The 15,468-nt window shown below is 52.3% G+C and carries 19 protein-coding genes; 11 read left to right on the top strand and 8 right to left on the bottom strand.

From position 1 onward, the window contains the following. Positions 1-65: 65 nt before the first annotated feature. Positions 66-605 carry a toxin YdaT domain-containing protein gene (locus AAIG39_RS21710; protein ID WP_343194719.1) on the bottom strand — a complete coding sequence of 180 codons (540 nt, stop codon included), beginning with the start codon at positions 603-605 and terminating at the stop codon, positions 66-68. Positions 606-607: 2 nt separating this feature from the next. Next, positions 608-835, bottom strand: coding sequence for a transcriptional regulator (locus tag AAIG39_RS21715; RefSeq protein ID WP_343194720.1), 228 nt, complete (start codon positions 833-835; stop codon positions 608-610). 106 nt (positions 836-941) lie between these two features. On the opposite strand from AAIG39_RS21715, the gene AAIG39_RS21720 reads away from it, so the two are divergent. From AAIG39_RS21720 to xis, 10 genes are all read left to right on the top strand, one after another. After that, a complete protein-coding gene (locus tag AAIG39_RS21720; protein ID WP_343194721.1) occupies positions 942-1,361 on the top strand; it encodes a helix-turn-helix domain-containing protein in 420 nt (139 codons plus the stop codon). 415 nt (positions 1,362-1,776) lie between these two features. Then, positions 1,777-1,938, top strand: a complete 162-nt coding sequence (locus tag AAIG39_RS21725) for a YdaE family protein (RefSeq protein ID WP_343194740.1) — start codon at positions 1,777-1,779, stop codon at positions 1,936-1,938. Between the two features lie 126 nt (positions 1,939-2,064). Beyond that, a complete protein-coding gene (locus AAIG39_RS21730) occupies positions 2,065-4,887 on the top strand; it encodes a RecE family exodeoxyribonuclease (protein ID WP_343194722.1) in 2,823 nt (940 codons plus the stop codon). Between the two features lie 12 nt (positions 4,888-4,899). Next, positions 4,900-5,988: a RecT family recombinase gene (locus AAIG39_RS21735; RefSeq protein WP_343194723.1), complete on the top strand. Its 1,089-nt coding sequence runs from the start codon at positions 4,900-4,902 to the stop codon at positions 5,986-5,988. Positions 5,989-6,022: 34 nt separating this feature from the next. Beyond that, the gene (locus AAIG39_RS21740) at positions 6,023-6,361 is read left to right on the top strand and encodes a hypothetical protein (protein ID WP_343194724.1); all 339 of its coding nucleotides are present in this window, start codon (positions 6,023-6,025) and stop codon (positions 6,359-6,361) included. Beyond that, a complete protein-coding gene (locus AAIG39_RS21745) occupies positions 6,354-7,055 on the top strand; it encodes a hypothetical protein (protein WP_343194725.1) in 702 nt (233 codons plus the stop codon). The genes AAIG39_RS21740 and AAIG39_RS21745 overlap by 8 nt, the downstream gene beginning before the upstream one ends. After that, positions 7,052-7,516 carry a hypothetical protein gene (locus AAIG39_RS21750; RefSeq protein ID WP_343194726.1) on the top strand — a complete coding sequence of 155 codons (465 nt, stop codon included), beginning with the start codon at positions 7,052-7,054 and terminating at the stop codon, positions 7,514-7,516. The genes AAIG39_RS21745 and AAIG39_RS21750 overlap by 4 nt, the downstream gene beginning before the upstream one ends. Further along, complete coding sequence (locus AAIG39_RS21755) at positions 7,509-7,793, top strand: hypothetical protein (RefSeq protein WP_343194727.1); 285 nt, start codon at positions 7,509-7,511, stop codon at positions 7,791-7,793. Before AAIG39_RS21750 ends, AAIG39_RS21755 begins: the two co-directional genes overlap by 8 nt. Continuing rightward, on the top strand, positions 7,790-8,008 hold the full coding sequence (locus AAIG39_RS21760) for a TraR/DksA family transcriptional regulator (RefSeq protein ID WP_343194728.1): 219 nt from the start codon (positions 7,790-7,792) through the stop codon (positions 8,006-8,008). The genes AAIG39_RS21755 and AAIG39_RS21760 overlap by 4 nt, the downstream gene beginning before the upstream one ends. 35 nt (positions 8,009-8,043) lie before the next feature. Further along, on the top strand, positions 8,044-8,331 hold the full coding sequence (gene xis / locus AAIG39_RS21765; RefSeq protein WP_343194741.1) for an excisionase Xis: 288 nt from the start codon (positions 8,044-8,046) through the stop codon (positions 8,329-8,331). Here the strand turns inward: xis and AAIG39_RS21770 are convergent. The 5 genes from AAIG39_RS21770 to rpoE form a co-directional block, all read right to left on the bottom strand. Next, positions 8,309-9,538, bottom strand: a complete 1,230-nt coding sequence (locus tag AAIG39_RS21770) for a tyrosine-type recombinase/integrase (RefSeq protein ID WP_343194729.1) — start codon at positions 9,536-9,538, stop codon at positions 8,309-8,311. The genes xis and AAIG39_RS21770 overlap by 23 nt on opposite strands. A gap of 415 nt (positions 9,539-9,953) precedes the next feature. Beyond that, positions 9,954-10,424, bottom strand: coding sequence for a SoxR-reducing system protein RseC (gene rseC, locus AAIG39_RS21775; protein WP_343194730.1), 471 nt, complete (start codon positions 10,422-10,424; stop codon positions 9,954-9,956). Then, on the bottom strand, positions 10,421-11,374 hold the full coding sequence (gene rseB, locus AAIG39_RS21780; RefSeq protein WP_090086097.1) for a sigma-E factor regulatory protein RseB: 954 nt from the start codon (positions 11,372-11,374) through the stop codon (positions 10,421-10,423). Before rseB ends, rseC begins: the two co-directional genes overlap by 4 nt. Then, positions 11,374-12,024: an anti-sigma-E factor RseA gene (rseA, locus tag AAIG39_RS21785; RefSeq protein WP_039079564.1), complete on the bottom strand. Its 651-nt coding sequence runs from the start codon at positions 12,022-12,024 to the stop codon at positions 11,374-11,376. Before rseA ends, rseB begins: the two co-directional genes overlap by 1 nt. A gap of 31 nt (positions 12,025-12,055) precedes the next feature. After that, positions 12,056-12,631, bottom strand: coding sequence for an RNA polymerase sigma factor RpoE (rpoE, locus tag AAIG39_RS21790; protein WP_000003307.1), 576 nt, complete (start codon positions 12,629-12,631; stop codon positions 12,056-12,058). Positions 12,632-13,057: 426 nt separating this feature from the next. On the opposite strand from rpoE, the gene nadB reads away from it, so the two are divergent. Beyond that, positions 13,058-14,677 carry an L-aspartate oxidase gene (gene nadB, locus AAIG39_RS21795; protein WP_343194731.1) on the top strand — a complete coding sequence of 540 codons (1,620 nt, stop codon included), beginning with the start codon at positions 13,058-13,060 and terminating at the stop codon, positions 14,675-14,677. On the opposite strand, the gene trmN is transcribed toward nadB, so the two are convergent. Beyond that, a complete protein-coding gene (trmN, locus tag AAIG39_RS21800; RefSeq protein WP_343194732.1) occupies positions 14,662-15,399 on the bottom strand; it encodes a tRNA(1)(Val) (adenine(37)-N(6))-methyltransferase TrmN in 738 nt (245 codons plus the stop codon). The two genes, nadB and trmN, sit on opposite strands and share 16 nt — an antisense overlap. Positions 15,400-15,468: the final 69 nt, after the last annotated feature.

Genomic DNA, 15,468 nt, shown 5'->3' on the forward strand with positions numbered 1-15,468 from the left:
CTCAGTTTTTGCATCTGAAAGCCGTTGGTGTTCGAGCACCGCGGCTTTCGCCCTTTCTAAATCCTTCATATCCCCCCCAGCATTGACGTGACGATTGTCATTAGCGGCCCAACCAGCTCTGGTTCCATGTGGAACATCGCCACTATCCCCTCGCTCATCTCTTTGAGTTTCTGATGGTGCGGCGCGTTAAGCAGAACTGCCTGCTTCGCTTCGCTAAGCTCCTTCTCCATCGCTGCGAAACGCGTCATGAAGCAATCCTGCCCGATAAGACGACCGCGAAACTGGAGCGGCAAAACAGCCAGGATCGCAGGCGTCAGTTGACGAACGTTCTCGCTGTACTGTTCGGAATCGAACCGGTTATCCAGAAAGCGAAACAGCTTCTGCCGCTGTCGCGATATGTCTGCCGGGAAGTCGATGCCCTCGCCGCCGCGTTGCCGCCATTCCTCGACGATGAGAGCGGCAACGACGTCCTGCCCTTCACTGGCAGCCCAGGAACGAACCGCATCCCGGATTGAATCGCAGCTGATGTCCTGTTTTTGTTGAGCGCGATTTATCAACATCGCCGGGGCGAACCCATTACCCTGTTGATATGTAAGTGATTGCATGGCTATGCCTCCTGCCGTGGTAAGCCGTCGGTTGGATTTGGGTAGATATCACTGCGAATTTCATGAGGCGTGATTTTCCACTCGAGCAATTTGCAGATTGGTAGTACTCGATGGGCGGGTACCTCATGGTTTAACCAGAGGCTCACCGCCTGGGATGTGGTACCAAGATTTTTTGCGATTTCCGTTTGCGTCATTACAGAGCAAACACGTTGTTTGATTGATTTTGTCATATCAGGCCCTCAGTCAATGAAAATTAAGATTACAATATGAAAATTTAATTTTCAATTGAAGATGAAAATAATTTTTGCAATGCGGAATGAAAGGCTACCTTGTAGAATGGAAGGCATGAAAACAGCACCTCATGAAGCGTTCGCCCACCGACTACAGCTTGTAAGAGATGAGTTCGGCTGGAATCTGTCAGACATAGCCAGGAGAGCGATGGTAACTCCCCAGGCGGTTCAGCAATGGGCAAAAGGAGAATCGGCGCCCAGAGGAGAAAGGTTAAAACGTCTCGCAGCAGCTACTGGCAAACCTGAGCACTGGTTTTTTATCCCTCTCGATGCAGAAGACGACGCCCCAGTTCCCCACGAAGCCCCAAGGCAACTGGATGAAAAGGAAACTGCGCTGTTGGCATTATTCAATCAAATGCCTGAGGCTGAAAAATTGCGTCTTATAGTTCATGCCAAAGCAACCCTTAAAGAGCTCGACCTGCTCAAGGGTGATGTTCTCAGCATTATTCAAGATATTCACAAGTAATCCTCCCGTTTTTTTCAAGGCAGCCAATTCACAGGCTGCATTTGAACGCTCACGATTGAAATTTATTTTTTCATCCCTCTTGCTAATTACAATTCTTATTTGTATCTTTTCTCCATCGACAACAAACGCATCGTTGTCAGGTTAAGAAATGTTCCGCCAGCCTGGCGACAAGGGCAAACGAGAGGGAATCACCATGATTCATCAGCACTACGGCACCCAAACGGTAAACCGCGGCGCAGTTCTGCCCGGCATGCTCGTTAAGCACAAAGAAGGAACCTGGACTGCATCAGCCAACAAGCGCGGCAAGCTCTATCTGCATCGCGGCATTGAGCGCACGTACACCACCGAGCTGTTGGTCGAGATTTTCCTGAACGGCATGGGTAATGGCCTGAGCCATTCATTAACGGAGGGAGTCATGCAAACGAAGAAATGCGCGTACTGCCGCAAACCAATTGCTCAAGGGAAGGAAGTTAAAAAGGAACTGCGCTACGTCCACGGCGCCCAACTGGCGCGCAAAGAAAACGACTATTGCTCAAAGCAATGCGCCGAGCATGACCAGATGGCGCACGAATCGTAAAACCCGCCGAAGCGGGCTGTACGTCCGGTGACACCGACCAAAGCACACCGGAATTTTTAACACCAATAAACCGCAGGCGGCTTATTCAGCGCCGGGGATTCTATTACCCAAAGGAGTTACAACGCAATGAACACATACGCGTTTCTCGTTAAGGCTAAAGCAAAATCTGACTTAAAAAGTCTCTTTTGCTGGTTCTCTGCAAAATCTGATTCTCGTGCAGAACGCGAGATTCTTAACAAACTCGATGACGCTGAAATTGAAGTTGGCCGTGGCGCTGATTACCAGTTACCAGTTCGCACAAACCTGCATGTCGTCGATGACCTGCCTGCCGAGGGCGTCCTCGATAACACCTGGTGCGATCGCTATGAGCTTGGCGACGACGGACTTACCTGGCAGAAAATCGCCACGGTATCACCTGTGGTAATAGAAGAACCTGCGGCACCAGTGGAAACCAACGCCGGCGCCATTGATCAAAAAGTTGATGACGCCATGCAATGGCCCGTCGCGCAGATGCCGATGCGTTCTCTTTTGCTTTCTCAGTTCATCAGTGAAGAATTCACTCACCATGCAACCGCAGAGCAGCGCAAACAGATTGCTGCGCTGGAAATGGACACGGATAACAGCTACGTCCAGAACATGCTGCTGGCTGTCGAAAATGCCGATGGGTTTAAAAGCCTCTCCACTCACGACGTCTGGAAATACACCCAGGCCGTTAAGACAGTATTCGCACAGGATAAACGTCACGAGCTCGGCGCTGTGGTTACTTTCACCAAAGCATGGGTTTCTACTCCGCATATCGATCGTGGTCTGCTCGTTAAAGAGTGGGCCAGCGGCAAGCGCGTCACCGAGATTAATCGTACCCCGTCCGGTGCAAATGCCGGTGGCGGGATCACTGCCGACCGAAAATCCCCCCAGACTATTTTAAACCTGGAGTATGAAATTGCTCTTGGTCTGCTGGCTCGCCGCCGAGATTTCAATATTTATAACGTCCCTGTAGATATCGAGATTCAGGCTAACGGTATCATGAACAAGATGGATAATCCTGAATGGCTGGCAACGCGCGAACTGTTCGTATCAACGCCAGGCAGCCTGGATTATTCACGCGCCTGCATCATCGCCACCGTCAAAACCACTCCGGAAAATCTGTGGGAATCACCATTCCGCCACCGTGAATATCTGAACAAAGTGATGACGGAATCCGACCATGCAAACCCGGACCCGCTGATTATTGAAATCGCCTGCGGCACTTCATCCCAGCCTATGCCGATGCAGGTAAAAAATGACGAGGACAGTGAGGCGGACTCTGTTGTATCCGACATTACCAATGCTTATGTGGACGAGCAATTAGCTATCGACAGAGGCGAATTCGTGCCGGATATCAGTGACCCGGCAGATCCGAAATGGGACCACACAACGGAAACAACCATCCATTTTGAAGAGGCTGCCGACGATGTGCAGATGGAAACGACTGTCACGGTCGAAAGCAAAACTGATAGCGAAGTATCAACAAGCCAGAGCACTGATGACACTGGTGCGCCAGCAGTTACCCTGACCAATGCTCAAATTCTGGCGAGCGCGGCGCCGGAACTGGCAAAAGCGTTTTCTGAATCAGCAGATACGGAAGCTACCGATGAGTCCGCGCCGGAATATCCGGCCTATTTCGAACCGGGCCGCTATGAAGGTCTGCCAAACAACGTTTACCACGCAGCGAACGGCATCAGCAGCACGCAGGTTAAAGACGCGCGCGTTTCGCTGATGTACTTCAATGCGCGGCACGTTGCCAAAACCATTGCGCGCGAACAGTCCAAAGTGCTGGATATGGGGAACCTGGTGCATGCGCTGGCGCTCCAGCCGGACAATCTGGAAGCTGAATTCAGCATCGAACCGGTTATTCCGGAGGGCGCATTTACCACCACGGCAACGCTCCGGGCTTTTATCGACGAGTACAACGCAGCGCTGCCGCCGCAGCTCAGTGCTGACGATATCAAAGCACTGCTGGAAGCCCACAACGCCACCCTGCCCGCTCAGGTGTCTTTAGGCGGCGACAAGGATGCAATTGGCATTGCGTATCTTGAGTTGCCAGATGAATTTAAACGCATTGTTGGTGACGACAAGAGTTTCACCGCAGCAGCCATGAAGGCCTGCATCAAAGAGTACAACGCCACCCTGCCCGCTCAGGTGAAAACCAGTGGCAGCCGTGATGCCCTGATCGAGCAACTGGCCATTATCAATCCTGACCTTGTTGCACAGGAATCGCAGAAGCCCGCGCCGCTGAAAGTGTCCGGTACCAAAGCAGAAATGATCCAGGTCGTTAAAAGCGTCAAACCCGATGCGGTGTTTGCTGACGAACTGCTGGACGCCTGGAGGGAAAACCCGGATGACAAAATCCTGGTTACCCGAGCGCAGCTTGCGACCGCAACGGCGATTCAGTCAGCACTCCTTGCTCACCCTACCGCTGGCAAGTTCCTGACACACCCCAGCCGCGCCGTAGAAGTGAGTTACTTCGGGTTTGACGATGAGACCGGGCTGGAAATTCGTGTACGTCCCGATCTTGAAATCGACATGAGCGGGATCCGTATCGGTTTTGACCTGAAAACCATCAGCATGTTTAACGTCAAACAGCCAGCTTTGCGGGCAAAACTGCACCGGGAAATTATCGACCGCGATTACCACCTGAGCGCGGCGATGTACATGAATACGGCATCGCTTGACCAGTTCTTCTGGATTTTCGTTAACAAGGACGAGGGCTACCACTGGATCGCAATCGTTGAAGCCAGCCCCGAATTGCTCGAGCTGGGCGCACTGGAATACCAGACAACCATGCGTGCTATTGCCAACGCTTTCGACACTGGCGAATGGCCGGCACCGATTGTCGACGATTATGCCGACGAACTGAACGATTTCGATATGCGCCGCCTTGAAGCGCTGCGCGCACTGGCAAACGCATAAGGGGAAATGACTATGTCCACAGCAATTTCAACCAGCGAAAACAAAACACAGATGATCGACAACATTTCCATTCTTACCAATGGTGAGTTATTCGACCGTCTACGGACATTATCAACGGTGATGGCAAACAGCGGCGCATTTGTTCCCGAACATTTTCGCGGTAAACCTGATGCCTGCATGGCAGTGGTAATGCAGGCAGCACGATGGGGCATGGATCCGTTCGCCGTCGCCCAGAAAACTCACATTGTTGGTAATAGCGGTGTGCTGGGTTACGAAGCGCAACTGGTAAACGCCGTCGTAACCAACATGTCACCAACAAAAGACCGCCTGCATTACGAATGGTTTGGAGCATGGGAAAACATCGTTGGTCGTTTCGTAGAGAAAACCAGTTCTAAGGGCAATAAGTACATTGCCCCAGGCTGGGATTTAAAAGATGAAGCAGGTGTAGGGATCCGTGTCTGGGCAACAATGAAGGGCGAGGACGAACCACGTGAACTGGTTTTGATGTTGTCTCAGGCTCAGGTGCGTAATTCAACCCTGTGGGCCAGCGACCCTCGTCAGCAGCTTGCTTATCTCGCTGTAAAACGCTGGGCGCGTTTGTATTGCCCGGATGTGATTTTAGGTGTTTACAGCCCTGATGAGGTTGAAGAACGAACGGAGAAAGAAATTAATCCGGTCTCTGGGGCGAGAAAGACCGTGCAGGAGATCACTTCCGAGGTGGAAACAACCACCAGCGTGCAGGATTCCACGCATTCCATTGACTCGCTGGCCGATGATTTCCGTGACCGCATTGAAGCGTCTGAGGACGTCGACAGCGCCAAAGCCGTGCGCGCTGATATCGAATCGAAGAAAGCGGTGCTGGGCTCTGCCCTGTTCACCGAACTGAAAAACAAGGCGGTCAAACGCTATTACCTGGTGGATGCTCGCAACAAAGTGGAAGCGGCGATCAATTCCCTGCCACAACCGGATGAATCAGACGCCGAAGTGCGATTCCAGGAGGTTGAGAAATTACTGGCAGCGGCCAAGCGGCACCTCGGCGATGAACTGTATGAACGGTACAGCGTAACGCTGCTGGACATGAAACCGGAATACGTGGGCTAAGGGAGGCGGGAGGCTTCGGCCTCCCGGTATTGATATGAGTAAATCACTGAATGCACGCTGCATCCGCCGCTGGGAAGTTGAGTTTAAACCGCTCTGCGATTCAAAGGTAAATCCGTACTGGCGTAAACGTCACCTCCGTGGCTACATCCGCGACTGCGCGTTAACTACTGCTGATTGCATGGTTGAACGCATGGCCGAGGAAAACGCCCGCGTAGATTTTGGAATAATCGGATGGTCTCCAGAGTTTGCCGACTGGTATCGCGAACGCCGCGAGCAATACCGCAAAGAGGCACTGGATCACCTCAACGAAGATGCCACAACCGATGAAATCGATGAGGAGATACAGAACGAGCTGGAGGCCTGGAATGACTGAACGTGGAATGATTTTCAACGAATATCAGGTCCGTGCGCTGATAGATGGGCGCATGACGCAGACGCGGCGGATTATGAGTCCACAACCTGAAAAAATTGGTCCGGAAGATGAATGCGGCACGCCTGGTTACTGGATCCCTTTTCATGCTGGAAGAACAATGGTGCGCAACGAAGACATGACAATTGCTTGCCCGTTCGGCTGTACAGGCGATCGCATCTGGGTGCGGGAGGCATGCCAGGCTGTTGAACTTGAATCAGGTTTAGATGTTGTTCGTTACTCTGCCGGCGGCAAAGATATTCCTGTTAATGCACACCCTCTCGACTCAGGGTTATGGATTGACCTTTACCGTTATCGCAACGGAGAGGGAAATATTGTCCCATCAATCCACATGCCGCACTGGGCTTCCCGCATAACGCTGGAGATTACTGGCGTACGCGTGCAGCGCCTCAAGGATGCCGACGAAGGTCATTTGCTGGATGACCTCGGAGACATGCTCGAGTACGAACACACCCCAGCAGGCCGCGCATTCAACCACGCAGAGCATTACGCAATAGCGGGTGTACCGGTTGGAACAAGTCCTGAAATGCATGGCTTCAAAGCTTGGTGGGACAAGACGAACGGCGCCGGCAGCTTTGACGCCAATCCATGGGTATGGGTAATCGACTTTAAATGCGTCGAAGGCGGTGCCGCATGAGCTTCGAATACGTGAACTTCCATTATGGCGTGAATGCCTGCGTCGGTCGCCGCGTCGTGGCCTACGGCGAACCGGGCACCATCGTTAAAGATTTCGGCCATTACATCGGCGTGGTGCTTGATACCGCGCCTCACCATTCGCCGGAACGCTATCACCCAATCGACGGCATTGTTTATGGCGAAGTAGTGGATTACGAACCGCCAAAAATTAGCGCGCGCAAGTATGAGGCAAAACGCAACTACCAGGAATATCTCGATGCCGAGTGCGGCAATTATTTCCACGAATGGCTGGGCATCAACAAGCCATGCGTGAGGTACGACAGCAACGGGAATTGCCAGATGTACCGTATCGGGAATTACCGCGATGTGAGCATTTACGGTGAATGGCGCAAAACCAAGAAAGAGGCCAAAGCCAGTTACAAAGCAGCGTTACACGCCAGCAAAGGAGCTAACCATGAATAATGCAATCGACGCGCATTTGACTGATGAAGTCATTAACAAGGCGTTTGAAGGCACCAATTTTGGGCGCACTGACTTTCGCACCATCCTGGCTGAGACCGTCATGAAACGTGCCGCTGGTTATCACTCTGGCTGGACTGCAACCACAATCTGCTTTCGCCTCGGGCTGCTTGGTGGGCACGAACGCCCAACTAAATTAGGGCTGACCTTCGCCTTTCATCACTACTACAAACCATGCGTCCGTGACGCACTGATGCCTAAACAGGAGCGTGCAGCATGAAGCCAGACACCATAGACACAGCGAACGAGTTGGCTCAACTGCACGTAGACCAGGCAGTGGCTAACATGCGCATCAACCGCAACGCAGTATCGGCTACCCACTGTGACGAATGCGGGGATGAAATCGAAGATGCGCGGCGCCGGGCAGCACCAGGCTGCCGGATGTGTGCGAGTTGCCAGGCTGACGCAGAAAAACGCGGTAAGCATCAACGTTGAATTTGACGGCCCCGGAAGGGGCCATAGGTGTGAAAATGAGCAAAAAACATAGCGAAAAATTCGAATGGATGAGCACCAGGGAGATCTGCGTTCACCTGAGCATTTCATCACGTACCCTGGACCGTTACAGAAAACGACCTGATGGCAGCAACCCATTCCCTGAGCCTGATTGTTCATTTATGGGCGGTTCCAATAAATGGCTTACGACCAGGGTTACCGAATGGCAAATCAGGGAAATGTCCAGGCAGACTCGTCGCCCGATGTCACACCTGAACGTGGCACGTGACAGCAAAGGCCGCATCATACGGCCTGACGCGGCGTGAACTCCAGAACGTCGGGCTCGATGATGCTCATCAGTCGGGCCCACCACTTACCGTATGCAACCCTCATCTCATCAAGATAGGTGTGCTTGTCGTACACCGACCAGACACCGGGCAATTTATGGCCCAGCATTATTTCAGCAATATGCGGTTCGGTCAGCTCAGAAAAATTGGTACGCGCAGTCCGGCGCAGATCGTGAATGGTAAAATGCGGAACCTGTTGGTTATAGGCTTTCAGCATGAACTTTACCAGGTTGCTACTGATGCTCATGTGGAAACCTTCGCTCATCGGCTTATCGGCGAAACGGGAAAAAACATATTGCCCTGGCGCCAGTTCAATAGCGCGCCTGATTAGCGGGACAACCTCCGGGATGATGGGGCGCACCAGTGGCTTTTTAGTGTTGCGGCCCGTTTTATGGTTTTCCCACGGAATTGTCCAGATGCCCTCTTCAAAATCGAAATGGGATATTTCCGCCTGGCGTAACTCGCCCACCCTGCACGCCCAGAACAGCGACAACTTGTAGAGGATCTTGTTTCTCTCAATCAGTCGCGAATCTTCAATGGCGCGCCAGACCAGCGCCAGTTCTTTCCGGTCCAGCGTTCGCTCACCCATTTGCTTCTTGATGCCGAAGTCATGGCCAGACATTTCAGAAAGCGGGTTAACTTCCAGCAGTTGCCGCTTCACCGCCCATGAATAGCACTGGCGGCCGTTACTAATGACCCGGCGGGTTATCTCACTGTATCCCTGAGCCAGCCGGTCAAGAACGGTGAGCCAGTTATGCAGCGTCAACTGGTGCGCCGGGTACTTACCTATTTTTGGAAAGACGTGAAGCTCAAACGTGCGCAGGATCTGCCCGGCAGTTTCTTTCTGAATGCAGACCATGGAATACCATTCCCGGAACAACTCTTCGAAGGTGTACTGGCTGTTTATTTTTGCTTTATCGAGGCTCTGCCTGATGCGGGGGTTTTCTCCCCTGGCAAGGATAGCGGCCCATTTAGCCACTTCGTCGCGGGCAGCCTTGAGGCTGAACTCCGGGTAACTGCCGATTGTCATCTTGTCCTGTTTGCCAAGAAATCTGAACCGGTAGAAAAACGTTACCGCCCCTTTCAGGGAAATGCGAACCCATAGGCCATCACGATCTGCTTTTTCTTCAACTTTTTCGCGCTCGCGCCCAAGGCACGACTTTAGATAACTGTCTGAAATAGCCATGTTTTCAACCTGCACGTGTCCATCAGAATGTTCGATTCTGTGTCCATCATAGGATATGGACTCGCTGATGGACACAAAAACCGTGTCTTATGGTGTCGTAGGCTGACTGTACATGCAACCAGTATATTTTTTATGGTGGCTTATTTTAGAAGGTTCTGGAGGGGGATTTGTCGGAGGTTTGCGGAGGGTGTCGGGGTATCAATTATCGATGTGAGCAATGATCGAAAAGTTACGTATATTCTTCATATAGGGAGATTTTTTGCCTTACGAATTACTAAGAGGCCGCGGTTCGGAGCCTGACGTCAAAAGTCTGAAACGCCGCATTCTACACTACAACCACAATGCGGGGAAATGCTCATACTGGCAACAAACCAGGCTGCACATTTCCCCCGGTAAGACAGGAAAATCACAGGCATTATTCGGCAGGTGAATTGTCGATGCGGACCAGATCAGGAGGAAGGCCAACGCTGATAATCACGGGCTGCCATTCGGAACGATTCGCCAGTTTTGGTGAAAGACTCTTCGCCAGTAAAAAGCCGCCAACCCCACCCAGGATTGCGCCACACAATGTAGCCAGATCCCGGTTGAAAAGCGTCTGAAACAGTGCCGACATCAGGAAAAGGCCAACCAGCGGAGACATATACACCAGTAGCGCTGAGGTCAACAAACTGGCTTCACCAATTCCCAGTTCCACTTTTTGCCCGGCAACCAGTGGCTGCTCACACGACACGGACAGGGTATGGGTCATCTGCGGCCCAAGCTTGTTCAGTACGCGGCTCCCGCATCCATTACGCGAAGCACAGCTGCTGCAGGAGGCTTTAACGTCGCACTCTACCAGCGCTTCACCGTTTTTCCATGAGACGACAGTCGCCCACTCTTTAATCATTGTGCAGCCCTGAATTTGACGCTGTCCGCAATGCGCTTAGCCGTTTGTGGGGGTAATTCACCCACAATGGTAATTTCAGCGTTATCACGGATGGTTGTACTCACGGTCCGGCGTCCCGTACGCAACATCTGATCGGCACTGTTCTGATTAGCACGGTTTACATTCACCGAGAAACTAAACAGGCCATCGGAATAAAGACGGGACTCTACAGGCATGTCGACGGTAGGGAGCTGACGGCGACTGCTGGAAACTTCACTAAAACCTTGTGGTAGCCAGGCGGGCATCCAGTTAAAGACCACATTGTCGCCCTGCGGAACAGAAAGCAACGGCGGCAAATTGGCTTTTGCCAGCGTCTGCATCGTGCTGGCGACCTGTCCGTTTACGGTATAGGCAATCACGCGGAATTGTTCCAGCGTTTCACCATCTCTGTCGAGCAGATCCACACGCATTGGCAGGCGCGTTTCCGCATCCATCCAGACAATGTAGCTGTAGCGCGTTCCGTCACGGGCAACAACCCGGATCACTTCACACAAGCGATCGGCAATTCGCGTACGTCCGACAGAAATAAAATCGTAATAAGGCGAAAGGCGTTTGAAATCGGTATATACCAGCGAAGGGAGCGAATCGACAATGTAGTCGCCATTCAGCGTAAAGGGCTCAAGACCCGGCTCAAAGTAGCTGATCTCATTGCCACGCTGTACCACTTCCCGCCGCGGGCCGTCCATTTGCAAAAGCTGAGCGAGAGGCTGATTGTTTACACGCGCGTGGCGGTAACGCAGAGACTCTACCCCTTGCTTACTGATGCTGATAAAGGACAGTTCATAGTTGAGTGACTGGCTCGCCACGTTCATCTGCTGCAACAACGCCCCGGACGAGGTATCTGCCGAGGCGTTGCTGGAGAAGAACAGGCCTGCTGCCACAAAAGACATGGCACACCAAAGTTGCTTCATTACTGCGATTGGGTTCCTAACGTTTGATTTCCTGGCACTTGCACAGCAGCCTGCTGCGTTTGTGCCTGCTCAAACTTAAGCTGTTCGGAGTGCAGACGACGTTGCAGTTCGTAATCCTGCAACATGGCGTTAATACGACGACGCTGTTCCTGCACCTGCTGTTGCTGACCGACATCCGCCGTTGCATCAGCCGGAACACCCAGACTTACCGGGCTGGCTTTGCCCATCATCGGCAGTGTATTAAACACGGGTGCTTCTGGCTGCTGGGTGGATTCAGACTGGCCATTATAGTGCTGGACACCCACAATAACTGCAAGCGATACACATGCAGCCACGCCCATTTGCGTCAATTGACTTGCCCACGGACGGACTTTCGTCCAGAACGGCATTTTCTGCCACTGATGTGGCGCAGGCTGGGCCTCGGGAATCAATGGTGTTGTCGGTTGAACAGATTCATTTTCAATCGCGGCCATAACTTGGGCTGAGATATCGAAGTGGAGAACATCAGCCGTATCACCACGCATTGCGTCGCGAATGAGATGGTAGCTCTCCCAGGTTTTCTGCATTTCAGGATCGCGAGACAGCTCAGAGAGCAGCTCCCTATCCAGGGTTTCACCGTCCATTAAAGCGGAAAGTTGTTCTTTCTGCATGCCTAATACCTTTTCCAGTATCCCGCTATCGTCAACGCCTGATAAGCGGTTGAACTTTATTATCAATAGCTTCCCGCGCTCGGAAGATACGTGATCGCACTGTACCTACCGGGCAATCCATGATAGCGGCTATCTCTTCATAGCTCAGACCATCCAACTCCCGTAACGTAATTGCCATGCGTAAATCTTCCGGGAGCGACTCAATAGTACGGAAAACTATTTGTCTCAGTTCTTCTGACAACATTAAGTTCTCAGGGTTCGAAATTTCTTTCAGCGCACCGCCACTTTCGAAGTTTTCTGCTTCTATCGCATCGACATCACTTGATGGTGGCCTGCGTCCCTGAGCAACCAGATAATTTTTAGCTGTATTCACCGCGATACGGTATAGCCAGGTATAAAAAGCACTATCTCCCCGGAACGAGTCCAGCGCGCGATAAGCCTTAATAAATGACTCTTGTACGACATCAGGCACATCGCCAGAAGGCACATAGCGGGAAACCAGACTCGCCACTTTATGCTGGTAGCGCACCACCAGTAAGTTAAACGCCTTCTGATCTCCTTTCTGGACCCTCTCAACAAGGACCTGATCCGTTAACTGCTCGCTCATCCGAGGTAAAATCTCCCCAAAACCTATTTCCACGCGTAAATGAAACGCCACTCCAAAACTGCACTATATGAGCAAGCAGCCATTTAGAGCGAAGGTTCAGTAAAAAGTTCCGTTACGCCTTTGTTTTTGTGAATCGTTCTGCAGACTTTTCATTATGACTCATTATAAGTCCACAAACTCTGTATCGGGTATTTTGAACATGAAAAGACCCGAGGACCGCCAGAGAGTAACGCAACACAGCCTTTTTTTCATCACCTAATCCATATCAGCTAACAATCTGCCAGATAACGATTTTCTTCCGCACACCGCCTTTATGCGCCCCTCCTGTGTTTAGCCGTTAGTACAAATTATTAAAAAATGGCTACGTTATGGCGCAACACGGTGCTATGCTGCCCCAACATTGTTTAGTAAATTAAACACACCATCATGAAAACAACCCCCGAACTTTCTTGCGATGTGCTGGTTATTGGCAGCGGTGCCGCAGGCCTGTCTGTTGCTCTGCGCCTCGCTGAACGCCACAAGGTTATCGTGTTAAGCAAAGGGCCGGTTAGTGAAGGCTCAACATTTTATGCGCAGGGCGGTATTGCCGCCGTGTTTGATGAAACCGACAGCGTTGAGTCTCACGTCGAAGATACGCTGATTGCCGGAGCAGGTATTGTTGAACGTCAGGCGGCAGAGTTTGTTGCCAGTAACGCCCGTCAGTGCGTGCAGTGGCTGATCGACCAGGGCGTGGCGTTCGATACTCAGGTTGATGCGCAAGGAAGCGAAAGCTATCACCTGACCCGAGAAGGCGGCCATAGTCACCGCCGCATTCTGCATGCCGCTGATGCCACCGGCAAAGAGGTCGAAAATACGCTGGTCAGCAAAGCGTTGAATCATCGAAACATTCATATTATTGAACGCAGTAACGCGGTTGATTTAATTGTTTCCGATAAAATCGGCCTGCCCGGCACGCGTCGCGTCGTGGGCGCATGGTTCTGGAACCGTAATAAAGAGGTTGTGGAGACCTGCCATGCAAAAGCCGTCGTGCTGGCAACAGGTGGCGCATCGAAAGTGTACCAGTACACCACCAACCCGGATATCGCGTCTGGCGATGGTATCGCCATGGCCTGGCGCGCCGGATGTCGCGTGGCAAATCTGGAGTTTAATCAGTTTCACCCAACGGCGCTGTATCATCCACAGGCGCGCAACTTCCTGTTAACCGAAGCCCTGCGCGGTGAAGGCGCTCATCTTAAACGCCCGGACGGCACGCGTTTCATGCCGGATTTCGACCCTCGCGGCGAACTGGCGCCGCGCGATGTTGTGGCCCGCGCCATTGACCATGAGATGAAACGTCTGGGAGTTGACTGTATGTATCTCGACATCAGCCACAAGCCTGAGGCTTTCATCCGCCACCATTTCCCGATGATCTATGAAAAATTGCTGGGGCTGGGTATCGATTTAACCAAAGATCAGGTTCCGATTGTGCCTGCGGCGCATTATACCTGCGGCGGCGTCATGGTGGACGAACACGGCCGGGCTGATGTTGATGGACTCTATGCGATTGGCGAAGTCAGCTATACGGGCCTGCATGGTGCCAACCGAATGGCGTCCAACTCGCTGCTCGAATGTCTGGTTTACGGCTGGTCAGCGGCAGAAGATATTGATCGCCGACTGGGCATAACCCGCCCTGCCCCGGCGCTTCCCGCCTGGGACGAAAGCCGCGTCGATGATGCCGATGAACGGGTGATTTTGCAGCATAACTGGCATGAGCTGCGCTTGTTTATGTGGGATTACGTCGGCATTGTGCGAACCACCAAACGTCTGGAACGTGCGTTACGACGTATTACCTTGCTCCAGCAGGAAATTGATGAGTATTACGCCAATTTCCGCGTGTCGAACAATTTGCTGGAGTTGCGTAACCTGGTGCAGGTGGCCGAGCTTATCGTGCGCTGCGCCATGGCGCGCAAGGAAAGCCGTGGCTTGCACTATACGCTGGATTATCCGGACCAGTTGCCTGAATCCGGCCCAACGGTTTTGTCGCCACGCACTTACATGAATAAATAGAAAGCCTGAGTGAGCGCAGTGTAACTTTCAGAGTAATGCTGATCGGCACCGCGGATCGCCAGCCAGTCGGTGAAGCATTCACCGGGCGTTGGCGAAAATGCCATTAATACGCGATGTGGCGGGCGATTTTCATACTCCGCCACATCCGTACGTAACCGCAGGTGCCAGCCAATGCCCTGCGCTTTTTGGGCAAAGGCTTCGCTCACATCTACGGGAAGTATTACGCAAAAGAAGCCGTCTTCTGTGATAAGCGATACCGCACATTCCAGTAGTACCGCGTGATCGAGAGTCGTGGTATATCGCGCCTGCTCACGCTCCGGCGTGGCGCATTGCACACCCTGCGCAAAAAAAGGCGGATTGCTGACAATCAAATCGTAGCGTGCGGTTTGCCCCGCACACCATTCGCGAATATCCGCATGATGGACGTGAAAACGATCGGACCAGGGTGTCGCCTGCCCATTCTCCTGCGCCTGTATGGCCGCCTGCTCATCGAGTTCCACCGCATCGATGATGACCGCATCGGTTGTTCTCTGCGCCAGCATCAGCGCCACCAGCCCACTGCCAGTGCCAATATCCAGCACCCTTTTCGCTTGTGAAACAGGTGACCAGGCACCGAGTAAGATGCCGTCTGTGCCGACTTTCATGGCGCAACGATCATGTGCAACAAAAAACGCTTTAAATGTGAAACCATCGCGGCGCAACTGCGCCTTCTGGTGGGGCATCTTTACAACCTCTATACGGAAACAGACGTAGCATAGGTGAAAGCAAAGCGCCGGAAAAGTAATAAGCTT

Source organism: Phytobacter palmae (genome assembly GCF_039409775.1).
GTDB lineage: Bacteria > Pseudomonadota > Gammaproteobacteria > Enterobacterales > Enterobacteriaceae > Phytobacter > Phytobacter palmae.

What these genes read in the sequence shown, in the direction of transcription:
- AAIG39_RS21725 (WP_343194740.1), top strand. Translation starts at nt 1,777, where the DNA reads ATGCAAACGAAGAAATGCGCGTACTGCCGCAAACCAATTGCTCAAGGG.
- AAIG39_RS21745 (WP_343194725.1), top strand. Translation starts at nt 6,354, where the DNA reads ATGACTGAACGTGGAATGATTTTCAACGAATATCAGGTCCGTGCGCTG.
- AAIG39_RS21760 (WP_343194728.1), top strand. Translation starts at nt 7,790, where the DNA reads ATGAAGCCAGACACCATAGACACAGCGAACGAGTTGGCTCAACTGCAC.
- AAIG39_RS21710 (WP_343194719.1), bottom strand. Translation starts at nt 605, where the DNA reads ATGCAATCACTTACATATCAACAGGGTAATGGGTTCGCCCCGGCGATG.
- AAIG39_RS21730 (WP_343194722.1), top strand. Translation starts at nt 2,065, where the DNA reads ATGAACACATACGCGTTTCTCGTTAAGGCTAAAGCAAAATCTGACTTA.
- nadB (WP_343194731.1), top strand. Translation starts at nt 13,058, where the DNA reads ATGAAAACAACCCCCGAACTTTCTTGCGATGTGCTGGTTATTGGCAGC.
- rseC (WP_343194730.1), bottom strand. Translation starts at nt 10,424, where the DNA reads ATGATTAAAGAGTGGGCGACTGTCGTCTCATGGAAAAACGGTGAAGCG.
- xis (WP_343194741.1), top strand. Translation starts at nt 8,044, where the DNA reads ATGAGCAAAAAACATAGCGAAAAATTCGAATGGATGAGCACCAGGGAG.
- AAIG39_RS21750 (WP_343194726.1), top strand. Translation starts at nt 7,052, where the DNA reads ATGAGCTTCGAATACGTGAACTTCCATTATGGCGTGAATGCCTGCGTC.
- AAIG39_RS21770 (WP_343194729.1), bottom strand. Translation starts at nt 9,538, where the DNA reads ATGGCTATTTCAGACAGTTATCTAAAGTCGTGCCTTGGGCGCGAGCGC.
- AAIG39_RS21715 (WP_343194720.1), bottom strand. Translation starts at nt 835, where the DNA reads ATGACAAAATCAATCAAACAACGTGTTTGCTCTGTAATGACGCAAACG.
- AAIG39_RS21755 (WP_343194727.1), top strand. Translation starts at nt 7,509, where the DNA reads ATGAATAATGCAATCGACGCGCATTTGACTGATGAAGTCATTAACAAG.
- rseA (WP_039079564.1), bottom strand. Translation starts at nt 12,024, where the DNA reads ATGCAGAAAGAACAACTTTCCGCTTTAATGGACGGTGAAACCCTGGAT.
- AAIG39_RS21735 (WP_343194723.1), top strand. Translation starts at nt 4,900, where the DNA reads ATGTCCACAGCAATTTCAACCAGCGAAAACAAAACACAGATGATCGAC.
- rseB (WP_090086097.1), bottom strand. Translation starts at nt 11,374, where the DNA reads ATGAAGCAACTTTGGTGTGCCATGTCTTTTGTGGCAGCAGGCCTGTTC.
- rpoE (WP_000003307.1), bottom strand. Translation starts at nt 12,631, where the DNA reads ATGAGCGAGCAGTTAACGGATCAGGTCCTTGTTGAGAGGGTCCAGAAA.
- trmN (WP_343194732.1), bottom strand. Translation starts at nt 15,399, where the DNA reads ATGCCCCACCAGAAGGCGCAGTTGCGCCGCGATGGTTTCACATTTAAA.
- AAIG39_RS21740 (WP_343194724.1), top strand. Translation starts at nt 6,023, where the DNA reads ATGAGTAAATCACTGAATGCACGCTGCATCCGCCGCTGGGAAGTTGAG.
- AAIG39_RS21720 (WP_343194721.1), top strand. Translation starts at nt 942, where the DNA reads ATGGAAGGCATGAAAACAGCACCTCATGAAGCGTTCGCCCACCGACTA.